At 57.9% G+C, this 18,162-nt stretch carries 16 protein-coding genes; 10 read left to right on the top strand and 6 right to left on the bottom strand.

Features of this window, described 5'->3' with window-relative positions:
- Window positions 1–43: 43 nt before the first annotated feature.
- From MDG893_RS01355 to MDG893_RS01345, 3 genes are read left to right on the top strand one after another with little or no spacing between them, the layout of a single operon-like run.
- Complete coding sequence (locus MDG893_RS01355; protein ID WP_007151909.1) at window positions 44–1,702, top strand: serine/threonine-protein kinase; 1,659 nt, start codon at window positions 44–46, stop codon at window positions 1,700–1,702.
- Window positions 1,702–2,445: a PP2C family protein-serine/threonine phosphatase gene (locus MDG893_RS01350; protein WP_007151908.1), complete on the top strand. Its 744-nt coding sequence runs from the start codon at window positions 1,702–1,704 to the stop codon at window positions 2,443–2,445. Before MDG893_RS01355 ends, MDG893_RS01350 begins: the two co-directional genes overlap by 1 nt.
- Before the next feature lie 14 nt (window positions 2,446–2,459).
- A complete protein-coding gene (locus MDG893_RS01345) occupies window positions 2,460–2,810 on the top strand; it encodes an FHA domain-containing protein (RefSeq protein ID WP_007151907.1) in 351 nt (116 codons plus the stop codon).
- Here MDG893_RS01345 and MDG893_RS01340 read toward each other — a convergent pair.
- Together MDG893_RS01340 and MDG893_RS01335 are read right to left on the bottom strand one after the other, a co-directional pair.
- Window positions 2,807–3,544, bottom strand: coding sequence for a glutamine amidotransferase (locus MDG893_RS01340; protein ID WP_007151906.1), 738 nt, complete (start codon window positions 3,542–3,544; stop codon window positions 2,807–2,809). The genes MDG893_RS01345 and MDG893_RS01340 overlap by 4 nt on opposite strands.
- Window positions 3,545–3,557: 13 nt before the next feature.
- On the bottom strand, window positions 3,558–4,280 hold the full coding sequence (locus MDG893_RS01335; protein ID WP_007151905.1) for a YebC/PmpR family DNA-binding transcriptional regulator: 723 nt from the start codon (window positions 4,278–4,280) through the stop codon (window positions 3,558–3,560).
- 199 nt (window positions 4,281–4,479) lie between these two features.
- On the opposite strand from MDG893_RS01335, the gene MDG893_RS01330 reads away from it, so the two are divergent.
- Entirely contained in the window at window positions 4,480–4,902 is a 423-nt protein-coding gene (locus MDG893_RS01330; protein ID WP_157132721.1) for a tetratricopeptide repeat protein, read from the top strand.
- Window positions 4,903–4,950: 48 nt separating this feature from the next.
- On the opposite strand, the gene MDG893_RS01325 is transcribed toward MDG893_RS01330, so the two are convergent.
- Window positions 4,951–5,379, bottom strand: coding sequence for an SRPBCC family protein (locus MDG893_RS01325; protein ID WP_007151903.1), 429 nt, complete (start codon window positions 5,377–5,379; stop codon window positions 4,951–4,953).
- Between the two features lie 188 nt (window positions 5,380–5,567).
- Between MDG893_RS01325 and MDG893_RS01320 the strand changes: the two genes are divergently transcribed.
- The 4 genes from MDG893_RS01320 to cynS all read left to right on the top strand — a co-directional run bounded on the left by MDG893_RS01320 (window position 5,568) and on the right by cynS (window position 9,623).
- Window positions 5,568–6,641 carry an AI-2E family transporter gene (locus MDG893_RS01320; RefSeq protein ID WP_007151902.1) on the top strand — a complete coding sequence of 358 codons (1,074 nt, stop codon included), beginning with the start codon at window positions 5,568–5,570 and terminating at the stop codon, window positions 6,639–6,641.
- 80 nt (window positions 6,642–6,721) lie between these two features.
- Window positions 6,722–7,870, top strand: coding sequence for a zinc-binding dehydrogenase (locus tag MDG893_RS01315; protein ID WP_007151901.1), 1,149 nt, complete (start codon window positions 6,722–6,724; stop codon window positions 7,868–7,870).
- A complete protein-coding gene (locus tag MDG893_RS01310) occupies window positions 7,870–8,928 on the top strand; it encodes a proline racemase family protein (RefSeq protein WP_007151900.1) in 1,059 nt (352 codons plus the stop codon). The genes MDG893_RS01315 and MDG893_RS01310 overlap by 1 nt, the downstream gene beginning before the upstream one ends.
- 251 nt (window positions 8,929–9,179) lie before the next feature.
- Window positions 9,180–9,623 carry a cyanase gene (gene cynS / locus MDG893_RS01305; protein ID WP_040474192.1) on the top strand — a complete coding sequence of 148 codons (444 nt, stop codon included), beginning with the start codon at window positions 9,180–9,182 and terminating at the stop codon, window positions 9,621–9,623.
- A 167-nt stretch (window positions 9,624–9,790) separates the two neighbouring features.
- Here the strand turns inward: cynS and MDG893_RS01300 are convergent, their stop codons facing one another.
- Both MDG893_RS01300 and ilvG read right to left on the bottom strand, forming a co-directional pair.
- Window positions 9,791–10,069 (bottom strand): ACT domain-containing protein, encoded by a 279-nt coding sequence (locus MDG893_RS01300; protein ID WP_007151898.1) that lies wholly within the window; start codon window positions 10,067–10,069, stop codon window positions 9,791–9,793.
- Complete coding sequence (ilvG, locus tag MDG893_RS01295) at window positions 10,066–11,760, bottom strand: acetolactate synthase 2 catalytic subunit (RefSeq protein ID WP_007151897.1); 1,695 nt, start codon at window positions 11,758–11,760, stop codon at window positions 10,066–10,068. Before ilvG ends, MDG893_RS01300 begins: the two co-directional genes overlap by 4 nt.
- A 327-nt stretch (window positions 11,761–12,087) precedes the next feature.
- Between ilvG and MDG893_RS01290 the strand changes: the two genes are divergently transcribed.
- Together MDG893_RS01290 and MDG893_RS01285 are read left to right on the top strand one after the other, a co-directional pair.
- Window positions 12,088–13,170 carry an efflux RND transporter periplasmic adaptor subunit gene (locus MDG893_RS01290; RefSeq protein WP_007151896.1) on the top strand — a complete coding sequence of 361 codons (1,083 nt, stop codon included), beginning with the start codon at window positions 12,088–12,090 and terminating at the stop codon, window positions 13,168–13,170.
- A gap of 5 nt (window positions 13,171–13,175) precedes the next feature.
- A complete protein-coding gene (locus tag MDG893_RS01285; RefSeq protein ID WP_007151895.1) occupies window positions 13,176–16,262 on the top strand; it encodes an efflux RND transporter permease subunit in 3,087 nt (1,028 codons plus the stop codon).
- 16 nt (window positions 16,263–16,278) lie between these two features.
- Here the strand turns inward: MDG893_RS01285 and MDG893_RS01280 are convergent, their stop codons facing one another.
- Window positions 16,279–18,093 carry a putative bifunctional diguanylate cyclase/phosphodiesterase gene (locus MDG893_RS01280; RefSeq protein WP_244264363.1) on the bottom strand — a complete coding sequence of 605 codons (1,815 nt, stop codon included), beginning with the start codon at window positions 18,091–18,093 and terminating at the stop codon, window positions 16,279–16,281.
- Window positions 18,094–18,162: the final 69 nt, after the last annotated feature.

The following is an 18,162-nucleotide window of genomic DNA, read 5'->3' as shown; positions in this document are numbered from 1 at the left end:
CTTTCTAAACTTGCTGGATCAATCATTTACGATAACGATTCCTGTGAATTCACTGGCTTTTATTGGTTCCCGTCTGTTCAGTCTGCGCCTGCTCATTGTTGTGCTGGCATTGGCTTGTGTGTTTGTGGGTGACGCGTTGCCACTGCTTGGGTGGTTGGATCGGGTGCTGTTCAGCGCTCTTGGCAACCCTGAAGGTATTGGGGATGCGGTTCGGGTTGTGGACATGACACCGGACGCCTTCGCAACGGCGCTGCAGGCGCGGGGTCTCGTGGAGCCTGAGTGGTCTGCGCTGACGATTCGCGCCGGGTTGATGGCGTCGACACTTATCCTGGTGCTCGCCGTTCCAAGAATGGGCGGTGCGGTCGCGCTGCCGGTGCTGTTGCTGATTGCCGGGGCGCTGGTGGTTCTGCAAGCGGCGTTCATGTTCTATCAGAGCGCCTGGTTGCCATTGGGGGAAGTGGTCACCCTGCTGTTGGTTGGTTACGTCATCATGCTGTTCTGGTTGCAACCGAGGCGGGATATTGTCGCATTGTCGGAGAATGTCCGCGTAGCCCGCACCCGTCTTGGTCGCCTTTTGCTGCAACAGGGGCAGTCCGATGAGGCGCTGGAGGTGTTGGCTGAATGCCCACCCACCGAAGACACCCTGGCACTGCAATACGACATAGCCATTCAGCAGGAGCGCAAACGGCAGTACGACCGCGCTTCAGCCACCTACCAGCAGATTCTTCAGCAGAAGCGAAAGTACCGGGACGCGGGAAAACGCCTGGCGGCACTCGGTAGCCTGACCACCGAGGCGACCGTTGTTTCTCCCGGTGGTTTTGACAATACGCGAACTCTGGTCATGCCCGAACAGAGCGTCAGCCGTCCCACCCTGGGCCGCTACGAAATCGAGCGTGAGATAGGGCGTGGTGCCATGGGTGTGGTCTATCTCGGAAAGGACCCCAAGATAGCCCGTACCGTGGCGATCAAGACCCTCAGTTACCAGGCTTTTGAGGACAACGAGCTGAGGGACCTGAAATCACGTTTCTTTCGGGAAGCCGAGGCGGCGGGCCGCCTCAGCCATCCGGCAATTGTCACTGTGTATGATGTCGGGGAAGAGGCCGACCTTGCGTTTATCGCCATGGATTACGCCAAGGGCAGGCCGCTCAGTGAGTTTGGCAAGCCGGGGCGGTTGCTGCCGCTGACGAAGGTGCTGGATATCATCGCCCGGGTGGCGGATGCCCTCGATTACGCGCATCGCCAGAAGATCATCCATCGCGATATCAAGCCGGGTAACATCATTTTCAATCCGGACAACGGTGAGATCAAGATTACTGATTTCGGCATAGCCAAGATCTCGGACGATTCCCGGACACGCACCGGCAGTGTCATGGGAAGCCCACTGTATATGTCACCGGAGCAGCTCAAGGGGCAGAAAGTGACTGGCGCCACCGATACCTACAGTCTGGGAATCACGCTGTACAAACTGGTGTGCGGGGAGACACCCTATCAGGGTGACACCCTGGCCAACCTGACCTACCAGATTCTGAACAAGCGCCCGCGGAGTGTCCGCGAGTTCAACCCGGAACTCCCCAGCGGTGTTGTCCGTCTAATTAACAAAGCCATACAACGGGAGCCTGACAAGCGCTTCCTGAGTGCCGCTACCATGGCAGAAGCGTTGCGAAGACAGGCGAGCCGTGAGGCAAGGGAGGAAGCATCCTGATGAACCCCCAGGTGGCTGGCATAACGGATGTAGGTGCGTTGCGTAAAGCCAATCAGGACGCTATTGATTGGCGGGTCAGTGAGGATAATCGGCAGGTGCTGCTTGTGGTTGCCGATGGCATGGGCGGTTACCACGGCGGGGAAGTGGCCAGCCGCATAGCCGTGGATACGGTGATGGAAGTGCTGGTGCCCTGGTTGTCGCCGGATGAGGGAATGCCGGAGGAGCCGGACGACGCCATACAGTTTGCGATCAACCTGGCCAGCGAGCGAATTGCCGATCGAAGGGCTACCGATGCGGACCTCGCCAAAATGGGGACCACGCTGGTCATGGCCTGGGTGATTGACGGTGAGGCTCACGTTGCCCACCTGGGGGATTCCCGCTGCTATCTCGTTCAAGGGCAAGAGCTCGCATGCCAGACCCGCGACGACACCGTGGTACAGAACATGCTGGATGATGGCAGCATCCGCCCTGATGACGTGCCCCACGTACCTTTCCGTAATGTGCTGACACGGGCGCTTGGCGCCTCCGCGGCCATTGCCAGCTTTCGCCGTGTACGGATGGTGGCTGGAGATTCCCTGTTGTTATGTTCCGATGGCCTTACGGGCGCTTTGCCGGAGGACCAATGGCTGTCGCTGATGTCTGCGTGTGAAACGCCCGACGATAAGGTCCGGGCGTTGGTGGATGCGAGCCTGGATAACGAGGCGGCCGACAATGTATCCGTTGTACTGTTGATTCTTAATTAATGGAGGAGGCCTGTATGGCGTCACTTTCCCAACTGGTGGACAACGTTGTGGTGACCACTTTTGAGCTGGATCAGCCGGAGATTCATGTCGGCAGGCGTGGCGATAACGATATCCGCATCGACGAGATTTCAGTCAGCGGCCATCATGCGTTGATCGAGGCAGTGCCCAATGCCTATCTGGAAGGTACGGTGGACTATTACATCACCGACCAGAACAGCACCAACGGGACGTTTGTGAACGAACTGCGGATTGACCGACGCCAGCGCCTGAACAGTAACGACCTGGTTCGCATTGGCTGGAACGAATTCCGCTTCATTGACGAAGAGGAAAATGCGCTGGAGAAAACTGCCTACATACTGGACTAGTGGTCTGTAGGGTCTTTCGGCTGGCCGTTCAGAACCAGTTGGGAGAACCGACCGAGCAGGGACGTGGCATTCGGCGCGTCGAGCACGTTCTCGATCAATGCCTTGGCATCCAGCCCTTCCTTTTCCAAGTCGGGTGCCTGCACCTTGAGATAGGCGCGCATCACCTCTGCTGAGAATTCCGGGTGGAACTGTATACCCCAGGCACAGCGCCCCACACGAAAGGCCTGGTGCGGTTCGAAATCGTTTCGGCCCAGGAGAACGGCGTTCTCCGGTAGCCGGAGAACGGACTGCCGATGCGTCAATTGCGCCGGGAATGTTTGGGGCAATCCCTCAAACAAAGGATCATCCATTGCAGCGTCAAGCAACTCTACCTGATGGGTGCCGGTTTCCCGGCCACGTGGATGGTAGCCAGCTTCACCACCCAGAGCGTGGGCCAGCAGCTGATGGCCATAACAGACACCCAGAACTGGCACCTCCTCCGCCACAGCCTCAGCCAGCCACGCGCCAGTGTTCTCACTCCAGGGCGCCCGGTCGCTGACCATGGCCGGTGATCCCGTCACCACGATCCCGTCCCAATCCCCGGGTTTGCCCGGCAGATCGTCAACCGTGACATCGACCACGTGAAGGTCGAGCTCCGGAGCCAGCCTGGCCAAAAACCAGCTATCGAAATCCCCAAATGACTCCAGAAGGGACGGGTAGGTATTACCTGTTTTGAGTATGACGACCCTGGCCAAGGTGTTGCTCCCGTCAGTCTGCGATAACTGCGTTGTGGTAGACGTTCTGGACATCGTCGAGGTCGTTCAGCATGTCCATGAACTTCTCGAACAGCTCGATGTCGTCGCCTTCGACAGTGGTGGTGGTCTGGGGCAGGAACTGGATCTCGTCCACTTCAAACTCCAGGCCTTCAAACGCTTCCTGCAGTGCCTGTCGCGCCTTGGCGTATTCGGTGTGGGGCGCGAATACAGTAATCATACCCTCTTCGTGCTCAATGTCGGTGACATCCACATCCGCCATCATCAGTGCTTCCAGGGCCGCTTCCTCGTCGTCGCCCTTGAAACCCAGAATGGCGCAGTGATCGAACATATGGCTGACGCTGCCCTGGGTGCCGATCTTGCATTTGGTTTTGGTGAACGCCAGGCGCACGTCACCGAAGGTACGGTTAGGATTGTCGGTCAGGCAATCCACGATGGCCATGCAGTTGCCAGGGCCGAAACCTTCATAGCGGGCAGGGGAAAAATCCTCACCAGCGCCACCTCGAGCTTTCTCGATGGCCTTCTCAATGACGTGCGCGGGTACCTGATCTTTCTTGGCACGGTCGATCAGGCCACGCAGGCTGAGGTTGGCATCCGGGTCCGGGCCGCCGGACTTGGCGCATACATAGATTTCGCGGCCGTACTTGCTGTAGACCTTGGTTTTGGCGGCGGCCGTTTTGGCCATGGAGTCTTTGCGATTCTGATAGGCTCTGCCCATTACGCTGCCTCAATTTCATTTTTAAAAGTGCGGATTTTACTCGACTAGACAGGCTGGCGACAGCCTTATTTGCAAGCTCGCCAATGGTCCGGCCATGGTACCAAAGTGCCAGGATTCCAGAACTTTTCGGTCAGGTACTGTCGAGGGGCTGCGTGTTAGGGTCGAGACACTGTCAATGTTACCGAACGCGGAGATTGCCATGAGATCAGCCCGAACATCGCTCATTGCTGCCGTGAGTCTGCTGCTTTTCACCGGAGCGCCGACGGTCGGAAACAGCGCCGAGCCGGATCAGCAGATGGACGTGGCCCGCGAAATGATCAAGGTTCTGGAAGCCTATGCCGTCTACAAAATGGGACAGTACGACTTGGCGTTCGAGCGCTATCAGGCACTTGCCGAAGCGGGCAGTCAGCAGGGTATGTACAATCTGGCCAATATGTACGCTGCCGGGCAAGGTACGGCACAGAGCAACTCTAAGGCGTTCAAGTGGTATCTGAGGGCAGCGGAAGCTGGCGACAAGCTTAGCATGTACGAAGTGGCAAAGGCCTACGAAGCGGGTACAGGGACCCAGGCAGACCCACAACTTGCCAGCCATTGGCGGGAGCGCGCTGCAACCGCAGATTGATCGTTACTTCCCTGCCAAATACTCCCCATCAATGCATTCTATTGCTGTTCAGGCCAACTTGGGCACCCGGCGAATGCCCTTGCGGATGCCCTGGTCGAGCGCGGAGCTGACCAGTTTGCCGGTAAAGGGCACGATGTCGTCAAAGGAAATGGTGTACTGGACGCGAGTTCTACCGTTGGCGGCATCGTCGAAGCGGATACGGCCGAGATGGTTGCGGATGGGACTCATGCTGGAAATCGTGTATTCAATGAGTACCCCGGGCTCGAAGGTAATGACGGTCTCTTCGAGGCCGATGGGGCCGATGCCGATCTTGCGGATGGAGCCAAGGCCGTTGGGGTCAGCCTGGTCGCTGTCGCGAATGCGCTTCACCGGTGCTCCCAGCAACTTCCCGAAGCGCTCATGATCCGCAAACACTGCAAACACCCGATTGCGCGGCACATCAAAGGTTTCATCAATTTCAATCTTGTAGTTCGCCATGTATGAACTCTTCAGAGACTGTTTTCAACAGGGTATCCGGTTATGTGTTACAAAAAAAGTGACGTGCTGGCAATGACCAGGCGTTGGCCCAAAAGGGCTGAATGGTAGCCGAGCGACAGGTACACTGAGGCTCGTGGTTATCAGGTATCATACCCCCAAATACAGCCCGACAAGGTGCATGGACTCGCATGGATAACGATAACGAACAACCCGCACGCTCAGATCTCGCGACACCACTGAATGGCCTCTTTGCCCTCGGGATACTCTATACCCTCTATGTCGCCCACCAGATCGTGTTGCCCATTGTCCTGGCGGTTTTGACCAGCCTGTTGCTGTTTCCCCTTGTTAAAAAAGCCTATGACAAAGCCGGGATTCCAAGGGCGCTCAGTTCCTTGGTGTTGATGATTGTGGTGATCGCTGGTCTGGCGGGGGTCGGGGCCGCCGTTGCAACTCCGGCCCTGGAGTGGGCGCAGCAGGCACCGCAGGGAATCTCCCGACTGCTCATGGGTGAGAGCGGCATTAAAAACCAGATTGACAAGGTCAACGAATCGGCAAAGAAAGTGGAAGAGTCCATGGACGAACTGTCCAAGGACGAGAAGACCACAACCAACACCGTCGTACTGAAAACCGACTCGTGGCGCAACCAGCTATTGACCAAGGCCCGTAACGGTGCGGCCGGCCTTGCACTTGCGCTGGCCTTGACCTATTTCCTGCTGGTGGGTGGTGACCGCATCATCCTCAACTTCGTACGGCAGCTCCCCAAGCGACAGCGCCGCAACGTGCTCCAGATTGCCCGCGATTCCCAGCAGCAGATCGCCCAGTATCTGGCGGTACTCAGCCTCAGCAACCTGCTGGTCGGTATCACCACCGGGCTTATCTGCTGGGCAGTGGGGCTTCCGGACCCAGCCGTGTGGGGGCTCGTCGCCGGACTGGCCAGGTTCATCCCCTATCTGGGGGTCATCCTGACCATCATCCTGCTTGCGGTTGTGTCCGCCACCAGCCTCGACACACTCTGGACAATGGCCATCGCACCGCTTGGCTACCTGGCACTGACCTCCACCGTCGGTTTTTTCATCGAACCCTGGATCCATGGCTTCCGAATGGCCATCAACCCCGTGGTCATCTTTGTGTCCATCTTCTTCTGGGGCTGGTTGTGGGGCCCGGTGGGTGTGCTGCTGGCGGTCCCGCTGATGACCATCATTCAGGTGGTCCTCAAGCAGATCCCGAAACTGCAGCCGATCTACAGGGTTATTGCGCGGTAAAAGCTGTCAGGGGGCCCTGACACAGGTATGAATCTGGCCTATCCTGACCTGATATCCAGCAAAGCAGGAGCAGAACGCCCATGATCCCGAAGACCATGAAAGCCATGCTGCTCACCGGCCACGGTGGCGTCGAGAAACTGGAATACACCACAGACGTGCCCACCCCCACCCCGGGAACGGGAGAGGTGCTGGTCCAGGTCACTGCTACCGCCAAGAACAACACCGACCGCAAAGCCCGGGAGGGCCTGTACCCCACCAAGGATAAGGGCGACGTAACCTCCTTCCAGATGGGAGGCTCAGCCACGCTGACGTTCCCAAGAGTTCAAGGCGCGGACGTTGTTGGGCGTGTTGTCGCTGTAGGGCAGGGAGTGGACGAAACACGGATAGGCCAGCGGGGCCTGCTTGACTTCAATCTGTACGCCGACGACCGTCGGGATATCAACCTGACCCCGGACTACTACGGCCATGGCGCCGATGGTGGTTTCGCGGAATATATCGCCGTGCCTTCCGACCAGTTCCACCATGTCGAGAATGCCGATCTGGCCGATGCCGAACTCGCCGCCATGGGCATGTGCTCCTACCAGACGGCTTTGCACATGCTCACATCCGCACGGGTAAAAGCAGGTGAGCACATTCTCGTGACTGGTGCCAGTGGTGGCGTTGGCACCGCCCTTATCCAGCTTTGCCGCATCATGGGGGCGATTCCCTATGCGCTGAGCCAGCGTGACAAAGCAGACCCGTTGCTCAAGCTGGGTGCCGAAGCCGTGCTGGACCGTTCCGAGATGGATAACTTCACGGATAAGGTTCGGTCCGTCACGGGTGGTCGGCCGATAGACGCTGTGATGGACCTGGCCGGTGGCGAGATGACCGATCAGTTTATCGACACCATGATCTTCGACATGAAAAGCCGCCGGGATTATCCAAGGCTCAGCATCGCCGGCGCCAGCGCCGGGAACGTCAGCGAAATCATGTGGACCCGGATTTATCTGTATCAGGTGCAGGTGTTCGGCGTGTCACACGGCACCCGTGAAGAAGCGGAACAACTGGTGGCCTGGATTCGCAGTGGTCAGTTGAAGCCGGTACTTCACGCCGCTTTCAGGCTTTCAGAGTTACACGAAGCCGAACGCTACTTCGTCAATCGCAACAGCAACTACCTGGGCAAAATCGTAATCGTCCCGGATACCCAATGGGCCGAGCATGGCGCCCCGTTTGCCTTGGAGAAGTCCTGATGCGTCCTGAACTCAAACTGCAACTGATGGACACCCACGCCGGCGGCGATGTCAGCCGGATTGTGACTGGCGGGATCTGCCCGCTTCCTGGGGACACCGTGCGCGCCCAGATGGAATACCTGCGGGACAAGGCGGATGGGCTTCGCACGTTACTACTGGAAGAGCCCTACGGTATTCCGGAAATGTCCGTGGACCTGCTGGTGCCCGCCACGGACCCCGAAGCAGTCGCCGGTTATATCATCATGGAAGTAATGGGATACCCGATCTACTCGGGCTCCAACACCATCTGCACTGCCACAGCCGTTCTGGAGAGTGGCATCGTTGCCAAGCGAGAAGGGTGGCAGAGCTTTGCTCTGGAAGCACCTGCGGGCCTGGTCCACATCGACGCCCTTGTAAGGGATGGGGTTGTGGAAGCCATTACCTGTGGCGGGCTGCCCAGTTACATCGACACCTACCAGGCCAGCATTCACGTGCCCTCGATCGGCGATATAACCTACAGCGTGGCCTACAGCGGTGGTTTTTACGCCCTGGTGGACGCGACAAGTCTGGGGTTTTCCCTGACTCTGGATGAAGAGCGCAAACTCAGCGAGTGTGCCTATCAGATAGTTGAGGCCATCCAGGCAGAGCGGGGCTTCTCCCACTACACGCTGGGTGATGTTGGGCCTCTGCCCTTCCTCCACTTCATGGGCCCTGTGGAACAATTGTCTGACCATTCGTATCGTTCACGGTCGGCCACCTATGTGCATCCTGGAGTCATCTGCCGCAGCACCACGGGCACGGGTACTTCAGCGCGGCTTGCGTTAATGAATTACGAGGGCAAACTCAGCCCGGGCGATCGCCTGGAAACCGTCTCGCTCCGTGAAACCGGATTTATCGGTGAGTTCACTGGCGTGCGCCAGGAAGGGAAACACCAAGTGGTCGAGAATACTATTACCGGCAAGAGCTACGTGCTTAACCGGGCGGATATCATTATTAACTGCGATGACCCGATGGTGGACTGTGGGGGGCTTACTCACATCCTTACCAGCGCACGCGTGGACGAAAACCAGCCGGGTTGATGTCGGAACCTGGCACAAACACTGCTCTGGTTATGATGTGGGCCCGTGATTGGTAAGCATCCGACAGAGTGAGCACCCAAAAGCGCACCAGAAAGGTGCGACAAGCACCAGTTTGGGGATATCCACCGTGGTGACATGGTGTTTTGTGGAATTGGCTTCAAAGTGATCAAACCTAAGCGTGGCCCCTATGATCTGCCTGATAAGCGGCAGGCAATGCCCAACAGAAAAAGGTGTCACAAGTGGAAATGATCATGATCAGCAAAGAACTGATGACTGCAAAAATCCTGGAAGCAAAAGCCACCAAGGGCGTTTCTTGGGAAGCTCTTTCCGAAGCCATTGGTCTGTCGCCGGTGTTTACAACCTCCGCCTGCCTGGGCATGAACAGCATGACCGAGGATAAGGCGTTCGCGGTGTGCGAAACCCTTGGCCTCGACAAGGTAGTTGCCGAAGCCCTGCAGGTTTGCCCGAAAAAGGCCTGGGACGGCGCCGTTCCCCAGGATCCGCTGATCTACCGTCTCTATGAGGTGGTCGGTGTGTATGGTGACACCCTGAAAGAGCTCATCCACGAAAAATTCGGTGACGGCATCATGAGCGCCATCGACTTCACCATGCACGTGGACAAGGAGGAGAACCCCAAGGGTGACCGGGTTGTGGTTACCATGAACGGTAAGTTCCTGCCTTATAAGGCTTGGTGATCGGCTTTCCCGCCGTGGTCAACTCGGCGCGGGGTGGTATCTGGGTTTTTCGCCAGAAAAAGATGTCTGAGCGAAGCGAGTTCTTTTTCAAGAAAAATACAGATATCACCCCGCAAGCCCGCCCCCCCAAAACCTGCAGGCTACGAACAGAAGGCAACTCCCAAACTTCAGGCAGTCTGAACCCGAACCCCCGAAACCTGACCAAGGGCAACCTCCGCCACAGTATGCAACTTCTCCAGTTGCGACTGGAGCATGGCAATCGGCCGGGTTCCCTCCAGGGTCAGGGTGATATCGAGATGCTCCCCGGCGGATTCCACCGCCATTGTTGCAATCCGAAACCCGCGAATACGAATCACCTGGCAAAGGCGCTCCAGGGCGGCCGCTTCCTGCGACATGCGGCAACTGATTTTGTAGTTTGGTGTTGACGGCTGGCTTTGCGGTTTCATGCAACGTGTTCCTTTTTGTTGGTGCGTCGGGTTTCGTCGATCATTTCGCGGTTGCTGGCGCCGGGTTTGACGATGGGCCAGACGTTATCCTCACGACTGATGGCCACGTGCAACAGCATCGGGCCGTTGTAGGCCAGGATGGTTTCGATGCCGCGGCGGATCTGGTCAGTGCGGTTGATATGCAACGCCGGGATGTCAAAGGCGCGAGCCATTGCAACAAAGTCCGGGTTGTCATCCAGATTGATCTGGCTTTCCCGGTTGCCATAAAACAGCTCCTGTTGCTGGCGCACCATGCCCAGGCATTGGTTGTCCATTACGATTAACTTCACCGGCAAGTTATAGCGGCGGATAGTGGCCAACTCCTGGGCGTTCATCATGAACGAGCCGTCGCCCGTTACGTTGATCACCGTGCTCTTGCGGTCGGCAAACTGGGCACCGATGGCGGCGGGCAGGCCATAGCCCATAGTGCCCAGGCCGCCGCTGGTGAGATGGTGGCGAGGGTGATCAAAGTCGTAGTGCTGGGCCACCCACATCTGGTGCTGACCAACGTCGCACGCTATAACGGTATTGTCCGGGGCAATTCGGGAGAGTTGGCGAACAAAGGCCGGGCCGGTGATCGGCGCCAGGGGTTCTTCGTTGTCGGCGGCGTGGAAGCCGCCGGTGGTGTACCAGGTTCGGCACTGTTTCTGCCAGTCTCCAATGTCCAGCGGCTTATCCTGCAAAGCGTTGGTCAATGCTTCGAGGATGCCATTCAGATCCCCGCGAATAGCCAGTTCGGTTGGGCGCAGTTTGTTGATCTCGGCGGCGTCGGCGTCAATGTGGATCATCTTTGCATTGGGCGCGAAGCCATCGAGTTTGCCGGTAGCGCGATCGTCCAGGCGGGCACCGATAACCAGCAGCAGGTCGCATTCATCCACTGCTTTATTGGCCGCCCGGGAACCGTGCATGCCCAACATGCCCAGGTTGTAAGGGTTGTGTTTTCCAGGGTTACCGATGCCTTTGAGCGTTACCACCGCTGGCAGGGAGGCGGATTCAGCAAACGTGCGAAAGCGATCTTCAGCATGGGCCAGGCTGATGCCGCCGCCGCTGTAAAGTATGGGTTTGCGGGCGGCCCGCAGCATGGTGAGAGCTTCGGTCAGGTCCGGGGAACTGACTTCCCGTGGCTCGGACCGGGGGAAGGGAGTATCGCTGACGTCAGCCAACAGCAAGTCCTTGGGAATATCAATCCACACAGGTCCCGGCCGGCCGCTTTGAGCCAGTTCCATGGCCTCTTCCATGATCGCGGGCAGGCTGTCTGCATCGTCAACCAGGTAGCTGTGTTTAACGATGCCCAACGTCATGCCCAATACGTCGGTTTCCTGGAAGGCGTCGGTACCGATCAGGCCGGAGGGCACCTGGCCGGTAATGACCAGCATGGGGATGGAATCCCGGTGAGCGTTGGCAACGCCGGTGATCAGGTTGGTGGCGCCTGGCCCGGAGGTGGCAATACATACGCCGAGCTTGCCGCTTGCGCGGGCGTAGCCGTCGGCGGCCAGGGCGCAGGCCTGCTCATGGCGGCACAGCACGTGTTCCACGCCGACATCGTCCACCAGCGCATCGTATAGCGGCATGATGCAGCCGCCCGGATACCCGAAAACCGTGCTGATGTTGTGGCGATGGAACGCGTCAAGAATGTGCTGTGCGCCGTTCATGGTCGTTATCCCTTTTTCCTGCTGCAAAAAAAAGCCCCCGGGACCTTTCGGTGCCGGGGGCTTTCGTGTGTTTGTCGAGTCTGTTTCTATCTCACTCGCATGTCCACGCAGAAGCCCCCGGACGGTACCACGACCACCAGGACTAGCTTCACAAGGACAACCACTGCGTTGAGATTCATAAAATCAGTATCTGCTCTGAATCTGTGAGAAATTTATGTGTAGAATCTACCCCACGAAAACAACCGGATGCAACCGTTTTCTGACAGTTTCTGAAACGAGTGCCTGGACTGTAAACCGACATCACCCGAATGTAACTGCGAGCGATCAATGACCAAAGCAAAACTGGGATCTATCGGATTGTCCTTTCTGGTACTGACTTTACTGGTGGTATGGATGGCAACCGGTGACGTCAAGGAAGCGCGGGACGAGGCGCCAGAGGATACACCTGAGGAGTCCGTCTCCGCGCCTTCTGTTCAGGTGGATGTCCTGAGAACCAGGCTTTACGAACCCGGGTTAATGCTGCAGGGGCAGTTGGAGCCCTGGCGAACCGTGTCAGTTGGCGCTCGGGTAGCCGGTACGGTGGAAGAGCTGATGGTGGAGCAGGGAGCCCGGGTTGAGAAAGGGGATGTCCTGCTTCGCCTTTCCGAGGATGGCCGACGTACGTCGGTGGACCAATGGCAATCCCGCATTCGCAAACTGGAGGCTGATCTGTCGGCGGCCCAGAAGCTCCGCTCCCGGAATCTCACATCCGAATCCGAAGTGTTGACCCTGCAAAGTGAGCTGTCCGCGGCCAGGGCGGAACTTGCTCAGGCACGTCTTGCCGTTGACAACCTGGAGCCACGCGCGCCTTTTGACGGCACAGTGAATCGACGGGATGTCGATCTTGGTGATCTTGTTCAGGTCGGGTCACCACTGTTGGAGCTGGTGCGCGTTGATCGGCTGAAAGCGACAGGGCAAATTCCGCAGCAGTCAGTGGGTGCCGTCGAAGAGGGGCAGGCCGTGACCATTCGCACGTTGGATGGCGACAGCCTGCAAGGCGTGGTGAATTTCGTGGCCAGTGCCGCAGACCCGGACACCCGCAGTTTCCCAGTGGAAGTGTCCATAGACAACCCGGAACGAAAGCGGGTTGCCGGCGGCAGTGCCACGTTGCGTATTGCCTTGCCAGAAGTGGAGGCGATGTTCATTTCGCCGGCCTATCTCAGTCTTGGGGATGATGGCCGGCCCGGTGTTCGCTATGTGGGTGACAATAACGAAGTGGTGTTTACCACGGTCAAACTACTAAACGTCACCACGGACGGCGCCTGGGTCACTGGGCTGCCGGATGAAATCCGGTTGATTACCCGGGGAGCGGGTTTTGTATCCATCGGGCAGCAGGTCCGCCCGGTTGATCGCGATTCGGACCGGGGCTGACCGATATGCGAACCTTGATTTTCGCCGCTCTCGACCGCAGCCGGACCACACTGCTGACACTGGCGTTCCTGATTCTGGGCGGAATTGCTGCTTTTCAGACCATTCCCAAAGAAGCGAACCCGGACATCACCATTCCCATGATCTATGTGTCAATGACACTGGAGGGAATCAGCCCGGAAGACGGTGAACGCCTGCTTATCCGGCCCATGGAGCAGGAGTTGCGCTCTCTGGAGGGCGTCAAGGAAATGCGAGGTACCGCCTCGGAGGGCCATGCCTCGGTGATGCTGGAATTTGATGCCGGGTTTGACCCGGACATTGCGCTTCAGGACGTTCGTGAAAAAGTCGACACTGCCCGCAGCAAGCTACCCCAGGAAGCTGACGAACCGCGGGTTAATGAAATTAACGTGGCCCTGTTTCCGGTCATGTCGGTTGGTCTCTCCGGGCCTCTTTCCGAACGCGAACTGGTGACTGTTGCCCGGCGTTTGCAGGACGCCATCGAAGGCATTCCGGAAGTGCTGGAAGTGGACATCGGCGGTGACAGGGAAGACCTCCTTGAGATCGTTGTCGATCCCCAGGTGCTTGAAAGCTACGGCGTCGACTTTGATCAGCTGGCGACGTTGGTCACGCGCAACAATCAACTGGTCGCTGCCGGAAGTCTGGATACCGGTGCCGGTCGCATGACCATGAAGGTTCCGGGCGTTATCGAGTCTGTGGAAGATGTCATGGCCATGCCGGTCAAGGTGGGCGGTGACACGGTTGTGACCTTTGGCGACGTGGCGATGCTGCAACGCACGTTTAAGGATCCGAGAGGGTTCGCCAGGATCAATGGCGAGCCGGCGCTGGTGCTGGAAATATCCAAGAGGACCGGCGCCAACATCATCGAAACCGTGGAAAAGGTGAAAGCGCTGATTGAAAGCGCTGGGCCGCAAATGCCCGACGAGCTCGAGGTTCGCTACATCATGGACCAGTCCGGTGAGGTTCGGGACATCCTCAGCGACCTGCTCAACAATGTGTTGACCGCCATCGTACTGGTGATCGTTCTGATCATTGCCGCCATGGGCCCCCGTTCTGCCCTGTTGGTGGGGCTCACTATTCCCGGTGCGTTCCTGACCGGTATCCTGGTGATCTGGGGCATGGGCTTCACCCTGAATATTGTGGTTCTGTTCAGCCTCATACTGGTGGCGGGAATGCTGGTGGATGGCGCCATCGTGGTGTCAGAGCTTGCTGACAGGAACCTCTCCGAGGGCCAGAGCGTGAAGACTGCTTGGGGAGAGGCAGCCAGCCGCATGGCCTGGCCCATTATTGCGTCAACTGCCACCACGCTGGCGGTTTTTATCCCGCTGTTGTTCTGGCCGGGTGTGGTCGGTGAATTCATGAGCTTTTTGCCCACCACCGTCATCATCTGTCTGACTGCCTCGTTAGCGATGGCTCTCGTGTTTTTGCCGGTCCTTGGCAGCATCAGTGGCGGCAAGCGCCGTCCCCAGGCCGCAATCAGTGGCCGCATGACGGACGTCTATCGTGGCGTTCTCGGGCGACTATTGGCAAAGCCCGGTTTTACACTTCTTGGCGTACTTGGTGTCGTTGTGGTGATCTATGCGGCTTATGGCAAGTTCAACCATGGTGTGGAGTTTTTCCCGAGCGTGGAGCCGGATTCAGCGCAGGTACATATCAGGGCCAGAGGGGATCTCTCGGTGCAGGAACGCGATGCTATCGTTCGGCAGGTCGAGCAGCGTTTACAGGGAATGCCGGAGGTGAAAGCCCTTTATGCCCGCTCAATGATCAACCCCGGAAACCAGATGGCGCCGGACGTCATCGGTGTGCTGCAGTTCCAGTTCACAGACTGGTTTGAGCGCCGACCAGCGACACAGATACTGGAAGATTTTCGCTCACTCACAGCGGACATTCCCGGCATTGAACTGGAGTTTCGCAAGCAGGAGGGCGGCCCCGCGGACGGCAAGCCCATTGAGCTTATGGTCAGCAGTATGGACGGGGACCAACTGGAACGGTATGTCGCTCTTGTTCGGGAACGGATGTCGGGCATCGATGGCTTTGTGGATGTCGAAGACGATCGCAGCCTCCCGGGCATCGAATGGCGCCTGAATGTTGACCGCTCAGCCGCTGCCCGATTTGGCTCGGACGTGCTCAGTGTTGGCAGTGCGGTGCGACTGATCACCAACGGCCTGGTGCTCGCCACCTATCGCCCTGAGGACGTGCGCGACGAAGTCGATATCGCCGTGAGAGTGCCTAATAACTGGCGCGAGCTGGACCAATTCCAGCGCCAGACAATTAACACCAGCCGCGGGCAGGTGCCACTCTCGGAGTTCGTTGAGCTGGCTCCCGGCGACAAGATTGGCAGCATTACCCGCGTGGATGGACAGCGCACCATTACGATCAAGTCCGACATAGAGCCTGGTCGCCGTGCGGACGAGCTGCTGATGACGCTGCAACAGCAAATGCCTGAAACGCCCGAGGGGGTTTCCGTGCGATTTGCTGGCGAGAATGAGGATCAGCAGCAGGCCTCTAATTTCCTCGCATCCGCGTTTCTGGTCGCGATTGCCCTGATGCTGTTGATCCTTGTGACCCAGTTCAATTCCCTCTACCAGACCATGCTCATTCTTTCGGCCATTGTGCTTTCAACGGCGGGCGTGTTATTGGGCCTACTGCTGAATGGGCAGTCGTTCGGAATAGTGATGGTAGGCATGGGCATCATTGCTCTTGCGGGCATCGTGGTGAACAACAACATCATTCTGATCGACACCTACAACCAGATGCGCCAAAGCGGTATGGCAGCATTCGACGCCGCGCTGGAAACCGGATGCCTGCGCCTGCGACCGGTGTTGCTGACCGCCATCACCACCATACTCGGGTTGATGCCAATGGTGCTGGGGGTAAATGTGGATCTCCTGACCCCCTCGCTCGGTATCGGTGCTCCGTCCACCCAGTGGTGGACCCAGCTATCCAGCGCCATTGCGGGCGGGTTGGCATTTGCAACGGTGCTCACGCTGTTGCTGACGCCGGCGTTGCTGGTTTTGGGTGACAAAATAGGGCGGAAAATAAAACCGGTTGCTGCGGATTCCTCCGGGAGTGAATAACATATCGTCCTGATCGTCAGGGCAGTGGGAAAAACTTGTCCATGAGGGCGTTGAATGGCAGAGGTTTGCTGTATAGATAACCTTGCAGATAGTCACAGCCCTGCTCGACAAGCCACTGCTCATGGGCTTTGGTTTCAACGCCCTCAGCGACGACTGATAGCCCAAGTCCCCGTGCCAGGCCAATGATCGAGAGGGTAATGGCGCAGTCGTCCTCGTCGTCTGGCAGTTGGCTGATGAAGGAACGGTCAATCTTGATCCGCGAGAAGGGCAGACTTTTGAGGCGGGAGAGTGAGGAGTAGCCGGTTCCGAAGTCGTCTATGGACAGGCTTGCACCATCGGCGACCAGCTCTTCCAGGATGCTGTTCAGTGAGCTGAAATCCCCTTGAATGGAATCCTCGGTTACCTCGAAATGCAGCGCGCTGACCGGCACGTCGTATTCATGGCAGGTTTCCCGGACCAGGCTGGGAAGTTCCGGTATCGATACCTGCTCGGCCGCCAGGTTGACGGAAATCTCTGGCAGTGTAATGCCCTGGTTGTGGGCCTGCTGCCAGTGTTCGCATACGCGGCGAAGCACGCACTCCCCCATCGCATACATCAGGCCACCGCTTCTGGCTATACCCAGGAACTCGATGGGTGACAGCCAGCCACGTTGGGGGTGTTGCCAACGTACCAGGGCTTCCAGGGATTCCAGTTTCAACTCGGCGGCGCTCAAGATGGGCTGATAGAACACTTCCAGGGTGTGGTTGCTGATGGCGGCCCGCAACTCATTTTCCAGGACAAATCGGGAACGGGCCGTGACCTGGATGCTGGAGTCAAAGAAGCAGGCTTGGTCCCGGCCTCGTTGTTTCGCGTTGTACATGGCGGCTTCGGCACCACGCAACAGCTCTTCGGTGGTTTCACAGTCTCCGGGCAAGTGGCAGATACCCAGGCTCGCGCCAACGGTGATGGAGTGACCATTGAGACGGATGGGCTTGTTGATTTCCTGTCGTATACGCGAAGCCGTCAGTTCCAGAGAGTCTCGCATGGTGTGGTTTCGAACGATGAGGGCGTACTCATCGCCCCCAATTCTGGCCAGTACGTCCTTGCCCGGAACGGAGAGCTTTTTCAGGCGGCGACCGACTTCAGCAATAACGTTGTCACCCACCTGCGGACCCAGTCCATCGTTGATGGATTTCAGGCGGTCCACATCAATCCATATCAACGCCAGGCTACCGAGCCCTCTCCGTTCTATTTTACTGGCAAGGTGGCCGATACGGTCTCGCAGGGATTCGATGTTTGATAGCCCGGTCAGTGAATCGTAACGGGTGACGTACTCGAGTGCGCGTTGCGAGTGGAGCCAGGCTTCGTGGGTATTGATCAGGCTGATGGTATCGGCAATCGCGATGACGAAGGATATTTCCGGCAAGGTCCAGTTGCGCTGGTGCGTTGATTCCAGGCAAACAACGCCACTGAGTCGAGCACCATCAAATACCGGTGCATCGAGCATTGACAGGATGTTCAAGGGTATAAGGTAGTCTGGCGCGAATGCCTGGGTACGGGGATCATTCTGGGCGTCTCGGACGGACAGCACGCGTTCGGTTTCCAGGGCCGCGAAGTACTCCGGATTGCCGGATTGATACAGGCTGGATTTGTCACCAGTGGCTGAGTCCGCAGTATGGAGCCACTCGGATTCGATGCGATCACGTTCCTCTGGAAACCGCCAGACACTGACCCGTTCGACCTCGAGCAGCCTCGCACAGAGCGCCGTCAGGTCAGCGAGTTTTTGCGGGCGTTTCTTGTCGATAAACGCTGGACTGTGGCTGAGTTCCGTCAGTGCCTTGTGAAAGGTCACGAAGGTGTCCGTATCGTGCATAGTCTCTGGCTGTCAGTTCTGGGAACGATAGTAGGTTTACGACAAAGA

It is taken from the genome of Marinobacter algicola DG893 (assembly GCF_000170835.1).
GTDB lineage: Bacteria > Pseudomonadota > Gammaproteobacteria > Pseudomonadales > Oleiphilaceae > Marinobacter > Marinobacter algicola.
Note: the sequence above shows the minus strand (reverse complement) of the source record. Positions and strands in the feature narration are given on the sequence as shown.

Excerpts from the sequence above, each read along its gene's own strand:
- MDG893_RS01350 (WP_007151908.1), top strand. The coding sequence starts at position 1,702 with ATGAACCCCCAGGTGGCTGGCATAACGGATGTAGGTGCGTTGCGTAAA.
- ilvG (WP_007151897.1), bottom strand. The coding sequence starts at position 11,760 with ATGAACGGCGCACAGCACATTCTTGACGCGTTCCATCGCCACAACATC.
- MDG893_RS01310 (WP_007151900.1), top strand. The coding sequence starts at position 7,870 with ATGCGTCCTGAACTCAAACTGCAACTGATGGACACCCACGCCGGCGGC.
- MDG893_RS01330 (WP_157132721.1), top strand. The coding sequence starts at position 4,480 with ATGAGATCAGCCCGAACATCGCTCATTGCTGCCGTGAGTCTGCTGCTT.
- MDG893_RS01345 (WP_007151907.1), top strand. The coding sequence starts at position 2,460 with ATGGCGTCACTTTCCCAACTGGTGGACAACGTTGTGGTGACCACTTTT.
- MDG893_RS01335 (WP_007151905.1), bottom strand. The coding sequence starts at position 4,280 with ATGGGCAGAGCCTATCAGAATCGCAAAGACTCCATGGCCAAAACGGCC.
- MDG893_RS01290 (WP_007151896.1), top strand. The coding sequence starts at position 12,088 with ATGACCAAAGCAAAACTGGGATCTATCGGATTGTCCTTTCTGGTACTG.
- cynS (WP_040474192.1), top strand. The coding sequence starts at position 9,180 with ATGATCAGCAAAGAACTGATGACTGCAAAAATCCTGGAAGCAAAAGCC.
- MDG893_RS01315 (WP_007151901.1), top strand. The coding sequence starts at position 6,722 with ATGATCCCGAAGACCATGAAAGCCATGCTGCTCACCGGCCACGGTGGC.
- MDG893_RS01320 (WP_007151902.1), top strand. The coding sequence starts at position 5,568 with ATGGATAACGATAACGAACAACCCGCACGCTCAGATCTCGCGACACCA.
- MDG893_RS01300 (WP_007151898.1), bottom strand. The coding sequence starts at position 10,069 with ATGAAACCGCAAAGCCAGCCGTCAACACCAAACTACAAAATCAGTTGC.
- MDG893_RS01325 (WP_007151903.1), bottom strand. The coding sequence starts at position 5,379 with ATGGCGAACTACAAGATTGAAATTGATGAAACCTTTGATGTGCCGCGC.
- MDG893_RS01285 (WP_007151895.1), top strand. The coding sequence starts at position 13,176 with ATGCGAACCTTGATTTTCGCCGCTCTCGACCGCAGCCGGACCACACTG.